The organism is Amycolatopsis tucumanensis (genome assembly GCF_021654135.1).
GTDB lineage: Bacteria > Actinomycetota > Actinomycetes > Mycobacteriales > Pseudonocardiaceae > Amycolatopsis_E > Amycolatopsis_E tucumanensis.
Window position 1 is genome coordinate 49,422 of sequence record NZ_JAKGSD010000005.1, and the last position, 16,954, is coordinate 66,375.

Consider the following 16,954-nt stretch of genomic DNA (forward strand, 5'->3'; position numbering starts at 1 on the left):
GTAGAGCAGCAGGAGGACAGGAGGCCCATCGTGCACGCCGAAACGGTCGAAGAACACCAGTTCGTCAGCCTGGACGGCTACGACGTCCCGGTCTTCTCCCGGTGGAGCTACACCACCGCCGATCCCTACGCCGTCACGCTGTCCTTCCGCGCCGACCGCGGCCGCTGGGTCGAGTGGTGCTTCGCGCGCGACCTGCTCGTCGAGGGCCTGAACGGGCCGGCTGGCGAGGGCGACGTGCGGATCCGGCCCGACGTGACGGCAGGCCCGGACCAGCTGATGATGGAGCTGGAGTCGCCGGACGGGTACGCGATCGTCGAGTTCAGCCGCGAAGGCGCGGCCCGCTTCATCGCCTCCACCCACACACTCGTGCCGCTCGGCGCGGAGGGCGCCCTGGTCGACGTGGACGGGTTCATCGCGGAGATCACCAAGGTCTGAGAGCCGTTCCCCGCGGCGGCCCGCGGCGTTCACCACGCCGTGATCGACTCCGCGGATGAGCCTGCTCACGCGCGCCACGGCGGCGGTGGCCGCCCTCCTGCTCCTCCTCGTCACCGCTCCCGCGGCGGTCGCCGACACCGCGCTCGCCCGCGGTGTCGCCTACCGGACCCTGACCCTGTCCACCGCGCACGGACCGGTCGTCGCGCACCTCGTCACGGCCGACCTGACCGATCCGCGCGTGGACGTCGACCTGCTGCACCCGGCGTCGGTCGCCGAGCGGGCCACCGTCTCCGCCCTGGTCACCGCGCAGCACGCGGTCGCGGGGATCAACGGCGACTTCTTCAACATCAGCGAGACCCACGCCGGGATCACCCCCACCGGGTCCTCGGTCGGGCCGGAGATCGCCGACGGCGACGACCTCAAGTACGCCGTGCCGGACGGGCAGCGGTTCGGTCCCGCGATGCCGTCCGGCGTCACCACCAGCGACGTGTTCGGCTTCGGCGCCGACCACCGGTTGCGCACCGCGCGGCTGGAGTTCGCGGGCACGCTGCGCTCCCGGGCGGGCGAGTTCGACCTGGAAGGGCTCAACCAGTACGCGCTGCCGGTGGACGGCATCGGCGTCTACACCCCGGAATGGGGCTCGATGTCCCGGGCCCGCGCGGCCTGCGGCACCGACACCAGCCGCTCGGCGCCGTGCACCTCGCAGGTCGAGGAGGTCGTGGTGCGGCACGGGGTCGTGGTCGCCGAGTCCGCGGGCGCGGGCGCCGGGCCGATCGAACCCGGCAGCGTCGTGCTGCTCGGCCGCGAGCGCGGGGCGACCGAGCTGGCCGGGCTCCGGGTGGGCGACCGGGTGCTGGTGACCGACCGGCTCGTCGCGCGGGGCGTGCCGCCGTTCGAGTTCGCGGTCGGCGGGTTCCCCATCCTGGACGAAGGGGCCGCGCTGCCCGGGCTGGACGCCTCGCTCGCGCCGCGCACGGCGGCCGGGGCGAGCGCGGACGGGCGGACGCTGTACCTGCTCGCGGTCGACGGCCGCAGCGCCGCCAGCACCGGGATGGGCGTCGGCGAGGTCGCGGCGCTGCTGGCGTCGCTGGGCGCGAGCGAGGCGGTGAACCTCGACGGTGGCGGGTCGACGACCCTGGTGACCGCCGGTCGCGGCGCCCCGGTGACGGTGCGCAACACGCCCTCGGACGGCGCGGAACGCGCGGTCGCCAACGGGATCGGCGTGTTCGTCCGTTAACCGGCGCGGCGGCGCAGCACCACGTGGGCGTGGTGCCCGGCGGCGACGAGGACCTGCGCCCCGCAGATGACGACGAGCACCCACCCGGCGCCGAGGTGGCGGACCAGGAACGCCCCGGCCACCGCACCCGCGACCAGGCCGGCCACCGACACCAGGCGCCGGGTGGTGGCGCCGCGACCGGCGGAACGGTCCGCGAGGTCGCCGACGAGAGCGGCCAGCGTGCGGGTGACCACGGTGGTCGTCATGTCCGGCACCGCCAGCCGGTTCACCGTGCCGTTGCGGACGCCCATCGCCAGTGCCAGCGCGGCGGCGGCGAGGTAGCGGGCACCGGCGAACGCCCCGGCCGCCGCGACTGCGGTCAGGGCCGCCTCCACCGCGAGGGCGCCGAGGAACGCCGGGTGCGGCGCGGCGATCGAGGACGCCAGCCACGCGGCGCCCGCGGCGCCGGCCACGAACGCGACGAGCGCGGTCACCGCCGCCGCGACGTCGAAACCGGGCTCCCCGGCCGCCGCGAAACCGAGGAACACCAGGTTGCCGGTCATGTTGGCGGTGAAGACCCTGCCCAGGGCCAGGAAGCTGACCGCGTCGATCAGGCCGCTGAGGACGGTCAGCGCCCCGAGCGCCACCGGCACCGGTTCGTGGTTCACCAGCCCGCGCACCACGCCTCCCCTCTCATCGTCCACACGGGACGGACAGCCACTCCTGCGGCGGCACGCCCAGCCGGATGCGGTCCAGCTGCTCCAGCAGCGTCTCCAGCCTGCCGGGGTCGTCGAGGTACTCCAGCGCCGCCCGGTAGAAGGCGTTGGCCATGGTCGCCGGCATCAGGTCCGACGCGTCGAAGCAGAGCGTACCGCCCGAGCGGAGCGCCTCGGCGACCTTGCGGGCCGCCGGGTTGCCGTCGTAGACGCGCAGGTCCACCGAGCGCGTCGCGGAGAACGCGCTCCCGCCGCTGACCCGCGGCCAGATCTCCTGCGCCGCCGGGGAGGCGAGGTACCGGATCAGCGCCCGCGACGCCGGCGTGTCGGTGAACATGCCGGCCAGGTCGGCCGACACCTCGTAGGTCCCCGGCGCCACGTCCGGGCCTGCCGGCGGGACGGCCACGAAGTCCAGGCCGCGCCCGGCGTCCGGGTACCGCGCGAGCATGAACGACCCGTTGTGCTCGTACGCGCAGCTCTGCGGCGACGCCAGCATTCCCTTTCCGGCGTCGGCGAAGTCGGTCAGCAGCACCCGTCCCGGGTTGTCCCCGACGGTGCCCGCCATCATCGCGCCCCACGTCTGCCACGCCCGCCGCACCGCGGGCGCCGTCCACGCCAGCTGCCCGGCCGCCCACTGCCGGTACACGTCCGGGCCGGCCTGGTGCAGCAGCACGTCCTCGACCCAGTCGGTGCCCGGCCACCCGGACACCGGCGGCGCGCTCAGCCCGAGGCACCAGGGTCGCGCGCCGGTCGCCGCGGCGAACTCGTCCCAAGTGGACGGCTGCGCCAGGCCGTGCAGGGCCGGGTTGAACCACACGATGCTCTTCAGGTCCACCTTCACCGCGATCCCGTACAGGTGCGCCTGCCCGGCCACCTGCAGCTGGAGCCACTGTGGACCGTAGATCTCCGCGGGCGGCGCACCGAGCACGTCGTCCAGCGAGTACAGGTTGTGCGAGCGCACGTAGGTGACGAGCTCGCCCGGGTTGGGCACGACCGCGATGTCCGGCGGGTTGCCGTTCTGCACGTCCGAGGCGAGGACCTGCGACACCGCGCGGGTGCCCTGGTAGCGCACCCGGATCCCGGTCTGCGCGGTGAACCCGGCCAGCACCTGCTCGAACGCGGCGCCCTCCGCGCCGGTCCACGACGCGAGCACGGTGAGTGTGCGCGTGCCCGCCCCGGCGCCGCAGCCGGTCAGGCACGCGGCGACCAGGAGCAGCACCCCGGCGAGGCCCCTCATGAGCGGAACCGGTATTCGTCGAGCCGGGCGTGCAGCCCCCACCCGGCGAGCACGGCGATCGCCAGCGTCACCGCGGGCACCACGAGCGGCAGCTGGTTGCTCGCGGCGGCCGCCTCCAGCCGGTCGTTGACGTCCCGGGTGCCCGCGGCGGTGGTCGCCTCGTCCGGGATGGCCCCCGCCACGCTCGTCGGCGCCGGGCCGGCGGCGGCCACCGTGAGGCCGCAGTCCCCGGCCCGGCAGTGCGCGGTGACCAGCCGGATCAGCTTGTCCTGGCCGTCGGCGTCGGTCAGCGCCATCCGCCGGTCCCACCCGGCCAGCACGCCGGTCAGCCGGTCCTGCGCGGTCGCCAGCCGATGCGCCGCGACGAGCGTGAACATCATGCTGGCGCACAACCCGAGCAGCAGCAACGTCGCCGCCAGCAACTGCGGGTTCAGCAGCCGCTGGAAGCGCTTCCCCAGGTACAGCTGCGTGACGCAGAGCAGCGCGAGCAGCAACGCGACCGGCACCGCCCACAGCGCGGGCGTCGCCGGGTGCAGCCAGCCGGTCGTCAGCTGCCGCGCCAGCGCCTGCTCCTGCACCGACCGCAGGTCGTCGAGCTGTTTCAGCACGCCGTCGGGGGAGCGCAGCAGCTGCGACGAGGCGTCCCACAGGTCGGCCGTGCCGACGACCTCGCCGCCGCCCTGCCGGTAGTGCGCGTCGGCCTGCGCGACCGCCGCCCGGTAGGCGGCGAGCAGCCCCTCGACCAGCCGCAGGATCTGGCTGCCCGCGTCCCCGGCCTCGTTCAGCTCGGCGGCGCGGGTGAGGCTCTGGCTCGCCAGCGCGGTCTGCGTGGCGTACTCGGTGCCCGCTCCGGCGAGGCGGACCTCGCCGGAGGAGAAGCTGCGCACGGCCGCCCGGTCCGCGCGGATCAGCGCCGACTTCGCCGCCGCGACCTCGACGACCGCCTGCGCGGTCCGGTCCCGCACGGTCTCCGCCGCCGACTGCACGCCGCGCACCGTGGCGAACCCGGTGACCAGCACCGCCGCGGTGGTCACCAGCAGCGCCAGCCGCAGCCGGACCAGGGTGCGCCGGGTCGTGCTCACCACAGGGACCTCGCCCGCACGGCGTTGGCCCGGTCGATCAGCACGCCGTGCTCGCCGGCGGTGCGGGCCTGGCGCGACAGCTCCCGGTAGGACCGTTCGAGCCGGTCCCGCAAACCCTTCTCCGACACCGGATCGCCGAGCACCGGACCCGGCGGCAGCGACCCGTCGCCGTGGTCGAGCACGAACGAGAAAGCGCTCTCCAGCACGGCGGTGGCCAGCCGCAGCCACGACTCCTCGCTGTCCAGGGTCAGGGTGTGCACCCGGTCCGCGGCCGCGGCGAGGTCACCGGCCGACGGGCGCCCGCCGCCGGGCAGGTGACCGGCGAGGATCCGGACCGCGGCGACCGCGGCGCCGTGCCGGTGCAGCGAGATCTCCGGCACCTCGTCGAGGATCGCGACCGCGGCGCCGCGCTCCCCGGCCCGCAGCCGGATGCGGGCGAGCCCGAACGCGGCACCGGCGTGCGACCGGTCGCACGCCCACACCGCCTCGTAGAGCCGGGCCGCGGTGTCCGGCCGCGACAGGTGCTCGGCGCAGAACCCGAGCGCCAGCTTCGGCGCCGGCTCACCAGGCACGGATCGGTAGACGTCGTCGAACAGCTCGGCAGCCGCGCCCACCCGGCCCTCGGCCAGGGCGAGGAGCCCGCGGTGCCAGCTCGCCCGCCAGTCGTGGTGCGCCCGCCAGCCCAGCTGCCGCTCCGCCGACCGCAGGCAGTGCCCGGCCGCGGCCAGGTCGCCCGCCTCCAGGTTCGCGCGGGCCCGGTGGAAGTCCACCTCGACCGACGCCGGGACGCTCGCGAGCTTGGTGAGCAACCGCCGTGGGTCCGGCGCCCGCACGCTGTGCAGCAGCGGGGTCCGCGGATCGGCCGGGTCGGGGAACGGCACGGGCAGGCCTGCCGCCACGTCCGCGGGGGAGGGCCGCCCGTCGGCAAGTGCGCCGCCGCCGTCGCCGGTCCACGCGGCCAGCGGCGGGGCCAGGCTGAGCCCGTCGTCCAGCAGCGCCGCGGATTCGGCGAACACCGCCGAGCGGGCGGGCCGCGGTCTGCCGTCGGCGAGGCAGCGCACCTCGCGCAGCACGCCGTGCACCTGGTTCAGCATCTCCGGCACGTCGGCGAAGCGCCGGTCGAAGTCCGCGGTCGCGCGGGCGACCAGGCGGCGGAAGGACTCCGCGCCCGGTTCGCCCGCGTCGCACTCGACGAGTTCGTCCAGCATGACGCCGACGGCGTGGATGTCGGCCCGCTCGGTCAGCCCGTGCTCGCGAATCTCGGTGTGGCCGACCAGGTACGGCGGGGTGCCCAGGACCGGGCTCTCCCGGTCGCCGGTGCGGCGGATCGCGCCGAAGTCGACCAGTTTGACCGACTCGCCGGCGCGGATCACGTTGTCCGGCTTCATGTCGCAGTACAGCAGGCCCTGCCGGTGCAGGTAGCCCAGCGCGCCCAGCACGTCGACGGCGCAGGCGAGCGCGTCGGCGATCGTCAGCCCGCCCGCGTCGCGCACGCTGCGCAGGGTCGGCCCGTCGACGTGGTCCATCACCAGGTAGCTGAGGCCGCGGTGGGTGACGACGTTGAAGATCCGCACGATGCTGGGGTGTTCGAGCGCGGTGAGGACGCGGCTCTCGTGCGCGGCGAGCTTGATCGCGGCCGTGTCGTGCGGGCGGGTCAGGCCCTTGAGCACCACCTGCTTGCCCTGCAGGTTGCGGTCGCGGGCGAGGTAGACGAAGCCGAACGCACCGCGGGCGAAGCATCTGTCGACCTCGTACTGCCCGGCGACCAGCTCACCCGGCTCGAGCCTGCCGCCGGACGGCGCCTCCTCCGCGAAGCCCACTTACGCGAGGTTACGACACGGCCCCGGTGCGTGGCTAGGTTGTGTCCAGGCCTGTCCGCCACGATGCGAAGGAGGTTGACCGGGGCCCGGCGGCCGGCGGCGGTCACCGGGCGGCTCGACACGACGCTGCTCGTCGGCGGACCGGGCACGGGGACCGCCATGGCCGACGACGGGTTGCTGAGCCAGACCCCGCGGGCTGACCAGTGATCACGCTCGGCGGGGAAGCGGGAGGCCGGACGATCGGCCTCCCGCGCCGGCTACGAGCGGGCCTGCAGGTACGCCGGATCGGCGGCCGGGATCGGGATGTCCGGGCGGCTGCCCAGGATCTGGTTCATGGCGCGGAAGTACGGCGGCGCCGCCACCGTGCCGCCGAACGCGCCGTGTCCGCACGAGCCCAGGTGCACCGGCGTGCCGGGGCAGATCTCGGCCGGGTGAGGGCCGTCGGCGAAGACCATGGACGACACGGCGTAGTCGTCGACCCCGCCGACGAACGCGACCGACTCGCTCTGCTGCGTCGTGCCCGTCTTGCCGAAGTCCGCGTGGTGCCAGCCGGCCGCCGAAGCCGCCGCCGCGGAGGTGCCCGACACGGTGTCCTGGCTCAGCCCGTTCAGCAGCGAGTCCGCCAGCCCCGGCGGCACCACCTGCTCGCAAGCCTGCTGCCGCACCGGCACATCGTGCCCGTACCGGTCGGTGACCGACAGCACGGGGTTGGGCGGGCACCACGTGCCGCCGCTCATCAGCGTCGCCGACACGTTCGCCATCTCCAGCGGGCTCACCGGGCTGTTGCCGAGCGTGAACGACAGCTTGTCCTGGAAGTACTGCGACTGCGGCTGGCTGTACTGCGGGTTCGACGACGACGGGTCGGGCTTGGCGCCCGCGTCGTTCGTCGCCAGCGTGTTTCGCAGGCCCAGCCGCCGCGCCATGTCCAGCACGGCCGGCATGCCGACCTGCTGCTCCAGGTTGACGAAGGCGACGTTGGGCGAGGTGGCCAGCCCGTCCCGCAGCGAGATCGGGTCCGGGTAGCCCACCCCGTCGTTCTGCACGCAGTACGGCTGCGTGTACCGGTTCGCGCCGGGCTGGGTGAAGCACTGGCCGGCCTGGTTGGGCAGCGGGGTGTCCAGGCCCGCCTTCCCGCTCTCCAGCGCCGCGGCCGAGGTGAAGATCTTGAACGACGAGCCGGCGCCGAACACGTTGCTCGCCCCGGCCACGATGTTGGTCGACGTCTCGCCCCGCGCCGGGTCGGTGCCGTAGTTCCGGTTGGCGACCATCGCGAGCACCTCGTGGCCGGCCTGGCCGGGCCGGACGACCGCGAACGTGTTCGCCACGCCGTCCTGCCTGGTCGGCACGTTGGCGTCCACGGCGTCCTTCGCGATCCGGCTCACCACCGGGTCCAGCGTCGTGCGGATCGTGTACCCGCCGGTCTCCAGCTGGTCGGCGGTGAACCCGGCCTGGATGAGGTAGCTCTCCGCGTACTGGCAGAAGAACCCGGCGTCCGGCGCCGCGCCGAAGCAGGTGCTGGACGGGATGTCCGGGCCGTCCGGCAGGACGCCGAGCGGCGCGGCCTTCGCGGTGGCGCCGTCGGCCGGGGTGAGGGTCTTCGTGCTGACCATCGCGTCGATCACCAGGTTGCGCCGCCGCAGGGCCTGGTCCGGGTGGGTGTAGGGGTTGTAGAGGTTGGGGTTGTTCACCATCCCGGCGAGCAGCGCGGCCTGCGGCACGGTCAGCTTGTCCGGCGTGGTGCCGAAGTAGGCGTGCGCGGCGGCCCCCACCCCGTATACGTTGCCGGTGAACTCCACCACGTCCAGGTAGCCGGTCAGGATGTCCTCCTTGGACACCGTCTGTCCGAGCTGGACGGCGATCTTGGCCTCGCGCAGCTTGCGGGCGATCGTGTCGGCCTGGTCGGCCAGCTGCGCCGCCCGGTCGTTCCGGTCGACGACGTTGATGAGGTAGTTCTTGACGTACTGCTGGGTGATCGTCGACCCGCCCTGCGTGCTGCCGCCGGAGGAGTCGTGCAGCGCGGCGCGCACCATGCCCTTCACGTCGACGCCGCCCTCGTCGTAGAAGCGGCGGTCCTCGATCGACACGATCGCGGCCTTCATCGCCGGTGCGATCCCGTCCGCGGTGACCGGGAGCCGGTACTGGTCGAACAACGTCGCGATCGGGGTGCCGTCGCGGTCGGTCACTGTGGTCACCAGCGGCTGCTCGCTGTTCGCGAGCGTCGCGGAGATCCCGTCCACCGCGTCGGCGACCTGATTGGACAGCACACCCGCGCCCAGGGCGACGGGCGCGACGACCCCGGCGACGAGAACACCCGCGACGGCGCAGAAGGCGAGGAACCGGGGGAGGGCACGAGACGGGCGCACGGGAGGCGAGGGTAACCGGGCCGCCGTGAAGGCCCGGTTGCCGGAATCGTCTTTACCTTGTGTAGAAGGGGTCTTGGGTCAGCGCGCGGGCACGCAGTCGGTCGCGAGCGCGTCCCGGACCCCGGCGGGGCCGCGCGCGGCGAACGCCCACAGCGCGCTCGCGGTGCGCATCCCGGGTGCGCGGCTCAGCGGGGGCGGCGGCGGGTAGCGCACCTGGAGCCCGCGGTCCAGGAACGGGCGCTCCGACAGGTACTTCGCGCCGCCCGGCCCGCACAGGTAGGTGCTCGCGCCGACCGCGGCGGTCAGGTCGGCCAGCCGCTCGGACCGCCCGTCGCGTGCGGGCAGCTCGCTGCTGCGCAGCACGTCGCCCCGCCAGCCGAGGCGGTGCAGCATGGCGCGCACCGACACCTCGGCCACGACCGCCAGGTGCTCGTTCAGCGCCAGCGCGGCGAGCACCTCCTCGACGATCTCGCCGGTCTCCGCCCAGTGCGCGCAGCGGCCGTAGTACTGCCGCACCAGGCGGGACATCGTGCGGTGCGTCGCGGCCGGGTCGGCGAGACGCAGCTCGCCGATCCGGCTGTCCCGGCCGCGCGGCCGGTGCACCGGCACGGTCAGCCAGCGCTGGGCCTCGGGGTCGGCGGCCGCGGCGAGGCGGGCGCGGTGCTGGTAGTCGCGGGCGTTGAACTGGACGTCGTCGAGCACGACCCACACGTCGGCGCGGGCCAGTTTGGCCAGTGTGGACAGTCGGGGGAAGAGATTCGGTTGATGGACGGCGCAGGAAAGCGTCTCGGGCACGGCCCGTATGGAATCACAGCATGCGGCTGCGGAATCCGGCGGCCACCAGTCGCCGATACGCCGAATACACGATCGGAGGAATTTTCTGCGGAATCGCGAAACCCTTTCGGGGATACTCGATCAGGCGCTGGAAATCGCCCACGATCATGTCGATGAGCTCGGTGCCGTGCTGGGTCCGCAGCGCGTACTCGGTCAGCGACACCGGGGCCGACGCGCACACCGGTTCCACCTCCGGCCACACCTTCCGCGTCGTCGCGAACGCCCGCCGCTCCATGTACGGCATCGAGACCAGCATCAACGACGACACCTCGACCCCGGCGGCGGCGAGGACCTCCCGCGACAGCGCGATGTTCTCGCCGGTGTTGGTCGCGTTCGGCTCCACCAGGATCGCGTCGTCGGGCACCCCGAGTTCCAGCGCCCGCTCCCGGTAGTGCACGCCCTCGCCGCGCGGGAACGCGCGCACGGTTTCGCGGCTGTTGCCACCGGTGAACACCACGACCGGGAACAGACCGCGGTGGTACAGTTCGGCCGCGTGCGCGGCGACGCCGAGGTCGTTGCAGCCCAGCGCCACGGCGGCCGAGCACGGCTTCGGGCGGTGGCGCAGCCGGTGGAACTCCCAGACCAGTTCGGCGTCGGCCCACACCCGGTCGAGCAGCACTTTCCGCATCGGCTTCTTACCGGGACTCGAAACCGCGGCGAATGCCGTCGATGCTGCGCAATTGGTGCATGAGCCCGTAGCGGGTGGAAATGCGCGCGGTCCGCTCCAGAATGGCGAGCCCGGAATCCGCGGTGGCGGTGTCGGAGAGCAGGATGTGCGCGTGCGCGGTGTCCAGCCGCACCTGCTGCAGCGGCGTGTCGTCGACGCGGTTGGACAGGGCCACGTCGATGGCGCGGCCGGCGGCGGTGAGATCGCCCGCGCCACGGTGGGCCAGCGCGAGCTTCTGGTGCGCGATCGACCAGTCCGCGGGCTCCTCCAGCGCTTCGAACTCGCGGATCGCGGGCACTATGTGCTCGGTCGCCGTCTCGTGCAGGCCGCCCTTGCTCAGCGCCGTGCCCACCCACAGCCGCGCGCGCGTGCGGTCGTGCGGGCTGAGCCGCTCGTCGTCGGTCAGGCTCTGGTACCGGGCCGCGGCCGACTCCAGCTGACCGGACATCTCGTCGATCACGACCAGCTGCAGTTCCAGTTGCGCCACCCGGCGCGGCGACTCCAGCTCGGTGAACACCCGCAGCGCCTGCCGGTAGACGTGCTCGGCCGACAGCGGCCCGCGCAGCGCGCCCTGGTCCTGCCGCACCTCGCCGAGCAGCCGCAGCGACCGGCCGTAGAGGTACATGCCCTGCCGGTCCGAGCTGTTCGGCTCGAAGCGGCCCAGCCACCGGTCCAGCAGCGTGCGCGCGAGCCGGAACTCCTGGCGCCCCAGGCACGCCACCGTGCGGTCCAGGTCGTCGGTCCAGGCCTCGTAGTCGTAGCGGGGGGCCGGTTCCGGCCGGCGATCGGTTTCGCGCGCCTCGGTCACCAGCACTTCGAACCGGGTGCGGGCGCCGTCGTCGGCCCTGGCCAGCGCGGTGTCCAGGATCGCCTGGGTGTCCGGCCGCGGCACCGTGGAGGTCCCGCCGCTCTCCCACTTGGCGACGGTGCGCGCCGCGACGCCGAGGTAGGCCGCGAACCCCCGCACGGACAGGCGGAGGGCGTGCCGCAGCAGCCGCGCCTCCCGCCCCGTCCACTGGTGGGCGGTCGCGGCTCCCGGAGAGTTCGTCCCGGCGGCCACACGATCAGGGTAACCACATCGTGGCCCGGCAAGTACACCGAAAGTGCAACGGTGGTTCGTTTCCGTCACGAGTTCGCTCGTTCAGTCTAGAGCGAGGCACTCGTCGCCGGGATGACTCCTTTGTCCCGGGCCGATCCCCGGCGCCGGGTGCCGCTCCAACCCTCCCCCTCGCCGGGGCGGGCGCGCTCCACGTGCCCGCGGGACGCGCGCCCGTCCCGGCCTCCGGAGGCGGATCCCGCGCAGCCGCAGGGGAAACCGCACGCGCGGAGGTGTCGTCCCCCGGCGGGCGCACTACGATGGGGTGATGACCGGCATCTCCACGCCTGCCCGGAACACGTTCCGCGAGCAGCAGTGGCGGGAAGCGCACGACCGTTACCTCGAGTGCGCCCGCGAGGTCTTCGCCCGTCTCGGCTACCACGCCGCCACGGTCGCCGACATCGTGGCGGCCGCCAACGGCAGCCGGGCCACCTTCTACGCGCACTTCCGCGACAAGGCCGACATCGCGGCGGCGTTGTTCGAGCGGATCCTGCCGGACACCGCCGCGCTGTACCGCATGCTCGCCCGGTTCCCGGAACTGACGCGCGACCGCGTGCGTGCCTGGCTGGACGAGCACGTGCTGGCGTTCTGGGCGCGCTACGCGGTGGAGATCGACGTCCTGACGCAGGCGGTCGCCGACGACCCGCGCGTCGCGGCGCGGCACTACCAGTGGGGTGTGGACGCCGCCCGCGAGCTGTCGCCGTACCTGGCACAGTGGACCGGCGAGCACGAGCAGGCCGGGCTGACCCGCGCGCTGTTGCTGGTGCTGCAACTGGAACAGGCCTGCTACCACTGGCTGATCCGCGGCGTCGGGCACGACCGCGAGCTGGCGCTGGACGTGCTCGCCGACGTGTGGTGGCGCGAGCTGACCTTCCTGCGCGCGGGCCCGTGACCGTCGTGCTCGACGGTGGCCTGGCCACCGAACTGGAGGCGCGCGGGCACGACCTGTCGGGCGAGCTGTGGTCCGCGCGGCTGCTCGCCGACGACCCGGCCGCGATCGTCGCCGCGCACCGGGCGTTCTTCCGCGCCGGGGCGACGGTCGCGACCACCGCGAGCTACCAGGCGAGCCTGGCCGGGTTCGCCGAACTGGGCCTGGACCGGGACGAGGCCGTGCGGCTGCTGCAGCTGAGCGTCGAGCTCGCCCGTGAGGCGAGGGTGACCGGCGACGAACTGGTCGCCGCCTCGATCGGGCCGTACGGCGCCACGCTCGCCGACGGGTCGGAGTACCGCGGCCACTACGGACTGAGCGTCGCGGAACTGGCCACGTTCCACCGGCCCCGCGCGGAGATCCTCGCCGCGGCCGGGCCGGACCTGCTCGCCTGCGAGACCGTGCCCGATGTGGACGAAGCCGAGGCGATGCTGCTCGCCATCGAAGGACTGGACGTCCCGGCGTGGCTGTCGTACACGGTGGAGGGCGAGAGCACGCGCGCCGGCCAGCCCCTGACCGAGGCCTTCGCCGTGGCGCGCGGCAACGACCAGATCGTGGCGGTGGGCGTGAACTGCTGCGACCCCCGCGACGTCGCGGCGGCGGCGGAGATCGCGCGCGAGGCGAGCGGGAAAGCGGTGATCGCCTACCCCAACAGCGGCGAGACCTGGGACGCGCGGGCACGCGGCTGGACCGGCGATCCGCGGTTCTCGCCCGACCTGGTCCGGGACTGGCTCGCCGCCGGCGTCGCGTACGTGGGCGGCTGCTGCCGGGTGAGCCCGGACGACATCGCCGCGCTCGCCGCGGCCGTCAGGCCAGGAACGGGATCGCCACGAGGGTGAGGTCGCCGGCCAGCACGACCGGGGTGGCGACTTTCCGCATGCGCGACAACGAACCGCCCGGGCCGGTCAACGCGATCATCCCGCTGAGGAAAGCGCCTTCCGCGAGCACCCCGGCGACGGCCCAGCCTGGTCCGTACCGCCACCACAACCCCACACCGAGCAGCGTGAGCCCGGCCACGACGACGCCGCACGAGACGGCCAGCGTCCGTCGTGGACCGTACCGCGCGCCCGGGGTGCGGACGCCCGTCCGCGCATCGGCGGCGTGGTCCGGCGCGGAGAACCAGGCCGTGCGGCCGAACGCGAGCACGCACAGCCCCGCCAGCACCGGCACCATCGACCGCTCCAGCGCCGGCCGAACCGCGAAGTACGACGCCAGCCCGGGCACCGCGAGGAAGCCGGCCCCGAACACGGCCGGGCCGGCGAACCCGCGCCGCTTCAGCCGCACCGGCTCCAGGTTGTACAGCAGGTGCGCGCACAACGCCGACGCCACCACCAGCAGCGCCGCCCAGCGGCCCAGCCACACCGCCACCGCCGCGGCCAGCGCGAGCCCCGCGGTCGCCTCGGCCGCCGCCCAGCCGAAGATCCGCCTGCTGCCCAGGCGCCGCGCCGCGCCCGCCAGATCCGCCTTGTCCCGGTCCTGCTCGTCGGTGCGCAGATCGGCCGCGGTGTTCAGCGCCAGCGCGGCCAGCAGCACCAGCAGCGTCGCCGCCACGGTGACCAGCACCGGGCCGCTGAGCAGGTGCCGCGGATCGGCGAACGCCGCGCCCCAGCACGCGTAGGCCAGATAGCTCAACGGCAGCGGGAAGCGCAGGCGGTGCACGACGACCACGTCGCGCCACCCGGTCAGTCCCGGCACGCCACCACTTCCAGGCGCAGCCGGGCCGACGGCGCCATCGCGTGCCCGCGCAGCTTCGCCACCCCGGCCCGCGGGTTGACGCACCGCAGGACCCGGCGGCGCAGCACGGCCGCGGTGATCATGCGGATCTCCAGCTGCCCCAGCTGGCTGCCGAGGCAGAACCGGGTGCCGCCGCCGAAGGGCAGGTACCCCTCGGGCACGCCGCGGCGGCCCAGGAACCGGCCGGGGTCGAAGGCGTGCGGGGACGGGAAGTACTCGGACCGGTGGTGCGCCAGGTAGATCGCGGGGGTGAGCACCGTCCCGGCGGGCAGCGTGCGGCCGTGCAGGTCCACCGCTTCCGGCAGGGCCCGGTTGCCCGCGACCTCGACCGGCGGGTGCAGCCGCAGCGCCTCGGCGATCACCGCCTGCAGCACGGGGACCTCCGCCGGATCGGAGCCGTCGCCGGTGGTGGCCTCCAGTTCGGACAGAACGGCGTCCCGCAGGTCGGGTCGCGTGGTCAGCCAGTACAGGGTCCACGCGGTGGCCGACGCGGTGGTCTCGTGGCCGGCGAACAGCAGCGACACCACCTGGTCGCGCAGCTCGTCGTCCGGCACCGGGCCGAGCGGGCCGTTCCCGGTCAGCAGGGGCGAAACCAGGCTCCGCGGCTCCCGGCCCGACTTCGCGGCGGCGACCAGCCGCGCGTCCAGCTCCGCGCCCGATACGGGCAGCCCGCCGCGCAGGAGCCGGTAGGCGAGCGTGCGGTGGCGCGACCCCAGCGTGCGGTCCAGCCACACCGTGACGTCCCGCAGCAGCACCGGATCCGCGTCGCCGAGGACGATCCGCGCGACGATGTCCAGGGCCAGCCGCCGCGTCCACGCGGCCAGTCCGAACACCGCGCCCGTGCCCAGCGAGTCGATCGCCGACGCGGTGGCCTGGGTGATGAGGCTGTGGTAGGTCTCCAGCCGCCGCCCGCGCAGTGGAGGGCCGAGCAGCTTCCGGTATGCCGCGTGGCGTGCGCCGTCGGCCCACAGCATCGACTTCGGCCCGAGCAGCGGGCCGAGCGAGCGGCTGCCCGGGTGGCGCAGGCGCGAGTCCTGCCGGAACAGCGAAGCGAGCGTTTCGTGGTGCCACACCAGGATCTTCGGCGCCGGCCCGCCCCGCACGTCCAGCATCGCCGCCGGGTCGTCCGCGTGCGCGTCGAGGAAGGGCAGCGGGGCGACGGCGAGCGCCAGTTCGACGCGGTTCATTCAGCCCGTCCGCTCGGCGGGCGCCGGCTCCAGCCGCGTCAGCAGAGCCGCGACCCGTGGCCGGGCGGCGGCCAGGTGCAGCGCGGCGATGCCCTCCGCGCGCACGATCCGGCCAGGCGTGTACAGGTCCTTGTCGTGCCACAGCGGGGGGTGCGCGGCGTCCGCCCAGGACAGCAGGAACGCGCACCCGCGCGCGGCGGCTTCGTCCGCCCACGGTTCCCCGGCACGCACCAGTACCTGCACGGCGTAGGCGGTTTCCTCGAACGTGCCCTGCCAGCGGCCCCACGAGCCGTCCGGGTTCTGCGTCCGCGCGATCCACCGCAGCGCCCGCGCGCGGGCGGCGGCCCCGTGCCCGCTGCCGGCCAGCGCCAGGAAGCACCGCGCCGTCGCGTAGTACGGGGAGGCGTGCCACTTGTCGGTCCAGCTGCCGTCCGGGTGCTGCTGGGCCGCGATCCACGCGGCCACCCGTCCGGCCACTTCGGACTGTCCGTGCGCACAGAGCGCCTGCAGCACGTGGGCGTTGGTGGTGACCGACGGGGTGCGCTCCTCCGGGTACGTGCAGAAGTGACCGTCCACGTGGTACTCCCGCAGGCAGTCCAGTGGGTGCGGGCGGCCCTGCGTGGCCAGCGCGTAGAGCACGGTGGCGGTGTCGTCGGCGTCCGGCGGCAGCCCGGCGCCGCCGGGCGCGCCGTGCGGGCCGATCTCCGCGGCCAGCTCGTCCAGCACCTCGCCCGGGACGTCGACGGCCAGGCCGGCGTCGGCGAACGTGGAGACCACCCAGGACCGTTCGAACACCGTGAGCGGCGCGGCCACCGGCACCGCTCCGCCGTGGCGCGCCTGGACGTTCTCCAGGTACCGCACGCCGGGGTGGGCGCGGGCGCCGTCCGTGCCGAACCAGGCGGCGGTGGCGGCGGGGGAGCAGCCGAGCCCGTCGTCGCCGGGACGGGCGAAGGCGACGCCGCGCGCGGCCGGGCCCAGTGCCTCCAGTGAGTGCAGGACCTTGTCCGGCAGCGCCTGGCCGTCCTCGACCAGGCGGCGCATCCCGTGCAGCAGCGCCGGGTGGGTGCCTTCGGGGTGCGGCAGGCGGCTGCGGGCCGGCACGATCTCCTCGGCCTCGAGCGCGTCCAGGTGCCCGTTGAGCGCCGACACCAGCGACGGCACCAGGATCTCCACCGCGACCGTGTCCGGCAGTGCCACCCGCAGATCCCGGCCCCACCGGGTGGTCAGCGCCTGCAGCCCGTGTTCCGCGGCGGCCGCGATGGACGGCGCGCCGGTGCGGCGGAACTCCGTCAGCAGCGCCTCCGTGGCGCTGAGCGTGGGGAGCAGGCCGTAGCCGTCCGGCCCGCCCCAGCCGCCGTCGGCCGCCTGCTGGTCCAGCAGGAACGCGATGCGGTCGGCGTGCCCGGCCAGATCGGGCAGGAGCGCCACGACGCGGGCGGTTTCGTACACCGACGGGGAGAAATCCCCGAAGCGGTCGGTGACCATGGCGCGCAGCAGGTGGTGCGCGTGCTCTGCCAGGTCGGCGGTCATGGGCGGTCCTCGTGGTCCAGCGGCGACGTTGATCACGCTCGGTGTACCGGCCGTGACGGAGAGATCCAACCTAGCATTCCTGAACATTGTTCTTAACCGGTTTCGCCCG

General features: G+C 74.3%; 16 protein-coding genes. 5 read left to right on the forward strand and 11 right to left on the reverse strand.

From position 1 onward, the window contains the following. Positions 1-30 precede the first annotated feature (30 nt). Positions 31-435 (forward strand): SsgA family sporulation/cell division regulator, encoded by a 405-nt coding sequence (locus tag L2C96_RS07745; protein WP_020420693.1) that lies wholly within the window; start codon positions 31-33, stop codon positions 433-435. Between the two features lie 55 nt (positions 436-490). Further along, positions 491-1,672 carry a phosphodiester glycosidase family protein gene (locus L2C96_RS07750; RefSeq protein WP_237335675.1) on the forward strand — a complete coding sequence of 394 codons (1,182 nt, stop codon included), beginning with the start codon at positions 491-493 and terminating at the stop codon, positions 1,670-1,672. Here L2C96_RS07750 and L2C96_RS07755 read toward each other — a convergent pair. The 4 genes from L2C96_RS07755 to L2C96_RS07770 are packed head-to-tail and all read right to left on the reverse strand — an operon-like array spanning position 1,669 to position 6,506. Further along, a complete protein-coding gene (locus L2C96_RS07755; RefSeq protein ID WP_237335676.1) occupies positions 1,669-2,331 on the reverse strand; it encodes a YoaK family protein in 663 nt (220 codons plus the stop codon). The two genes, L2C96_RS07750 and L2C96_RS07755, sit on opposite strands and share 4 nt — an antisense overlap. Positions 2,332-2,344: 13 nt before the next feature. Further along, complete coding sequence (locus L2C96_RS07760) at positions 2,345-3,604, reverse strand: ABC transporter substrate-binding protein (RefSeq protein ID WP_237335677.1); 1,260 nt, start codon at positions 3,602-3,604, stop codon at positions 2,345-2,347. After that, a complete protein-coding gene (locus L2C96_RS07765; protein WP_027936252.1) occupies positions 3,601-4,686 on the reverse strand; it encodes a GlnX family signal transduction membrane protein in 1,086 nt (361 codons plus the stop codon). Before L2C96_RS07765 ends, L2C96_RS07760 begins: the two co-directional genes overlap by 4 nt. Beyond that, positions 4,683-6,506, reverse strand: coding sequence for a serine/threonine protein kinase (locus tag L2C96_RS07770; protein ID WP_237335678.1), 1,824 nt, complete (start codon positions 6,504-6,506; stop codon positions 4,683-4,685). Before L2C96_RS07770 ends, L2C96_RS07765 begins: the two co-directional genes overlap by 4 nt. A 75-nt stretch (positions 6,507-6,581) precedes the next feature. Between L2C96_RS07770 and L2C96_RS44390 the strand changes: the two genes are divergently transcribed. After that, on the forward strand, positions 6,582-6,713 hold the full coding sequence (locus L2C96_RS44390; RefSeq protein ID WP_272882178.1) for a hypothetical protein: 132 nt from the start codon (positions 6,582-6,584) through the stop codon (positions 6,711-6,713). 50 nt (positions 6,714-6,763) lie between these two features. Here L2C96_RS44390 and L2C96_RS07775 read toward each other — a convergent pair whose 3' ends face one another. The 4 genes from L2C96_RS07775 to L2C96_RS07790 form a co-directional block, all read right to left on the reverse strand. Beyond that, the gene (locus tag L2C96_RS07775; RefSeq protein WP_237335679.1) at positions 6,764-8,869 is read right to left on the reverse strand and encodes a transglycosylase domain-containing protein; all 2,106 of its coding nucleotides are present in this window, start codon (positions 8,867-8,869) and stop codon (positions 6,764-6,766) included. 78 nt (positions 8,870-8,947) lie between these two features. After that, positions 8,948-9,664: a WbqC family protein gene (locus L2C96_RS07780; RefSeq protein ID WP_084506165.1), complete on the reverse strand. Its 717-nt coding sequence runs from the start codon at positions 9,662-9,664 to the stop codon at positions 8,948-8,950. Positions 9,665-9,677: 13 nt separating this feature from the next. Continuing rightward, a complete protein-coding gene (locus tag L2C96_RS07785) occupies positions 9,678-10,331 on the reverse strand; it encodes a YdcF family protein (protein ID WP_237335680.1) in 654 nt (217 codons plus the stop codon). A 7-nt stretch (positions 10,332-10,338) separates the two neighbouring features. After that, complete coding sequence (locus L2C96_RS07790) at positions 10,339-11,430, reverse strand: helix-turn-helix domain-containing protein (RefSeq protein ID WP_020420683.1); 1,092 nt, start codon at positions 11,428-11,430, stop codon at positions 10,339-10,341. Positions 11,431-11,734: 304 nt separating this feature from the next. On the opposite strand from L2C96_RS07790, the gene L2C96_RS07795 reads away from it, so the two are divergent. After that, positions 11,735-12,358 carry a TetR/AcrR family transcriptional regulator gene (locus L2C96_RS07795; protein ID WP_020420682.1) on the forward strand — a complete coding sequence of 208 codons (624 nt, stop codon included), beginning with the start codon at positions 11,735-11,737 and terminating at the stop codon, positions 12,356-12,358. Next, positions 12,355-13,233 carry a homocysteine S-methyltransferase gene (gene mmuM / locus L2C96_RS07800; protein WP_237335681.1) on the forward strand — a complete coding sequence of 293 codons (879 nt, stop codon included), beginning with the start codon at positions 12,355-12,357 and terminating at the stop codon, positions 13,231-13,233. The genes L2C96_RS07795 and mmuM overlap by 4 nt, the downstream gene beginning before the upstream one ends. Here the strand turns inward: mmuM and L2C96_RS07805 are convergent. From L2C96_RS07805 to L2C96_RS07815, 3 genes are read right to left on the reverse strand one after another with little or no spacing between them, the layout of a single operon-like run. After that, positions 13,202-14,089: a UbiA family prenyltransferase gene (locus L2C96_RS07805; protein ID WP_237335682.1), complete on the reverse strand. Its 888-nt coding sequence runs from the start codon at positions 14,087-14,089 to the stop codon at positions 13,202-13,204. The two genes, mmuM and L2C96_RS07805, sit on opposite strands and share 32 nt — an antisense overlap. Next, positions 14,077-15,315: a cytochrome P450 gene (locus L2C96_RS07810; protein ID WP_237335683.1), complete on the reverse strand. Its 1,239-nt coding sequence runs from the start codon at positions 15,313-15,315 to the stop codon at positions 14,077-14,079. Before L2C96_RS07810 ends, L2C96_RS07805 begins: the two co-directional genes overlap by 13 nt. Further along, positions 15,316-16,845 carry a prenyltransferase/squalene oxidase repeat-containing protein gene (locus L2C96_RS07815; protein WP_237335684.1) on the reverse strand — a complete coding sequence of 510 codons (1,530 nt, stop codon included), beginning with the start codon at positions 16,843-16,845 and terminating at the stop codon, positions 15,316-15,318. Between the last annotated feature and the right edge of the window lie 109 nt (positions 16,846-16,954).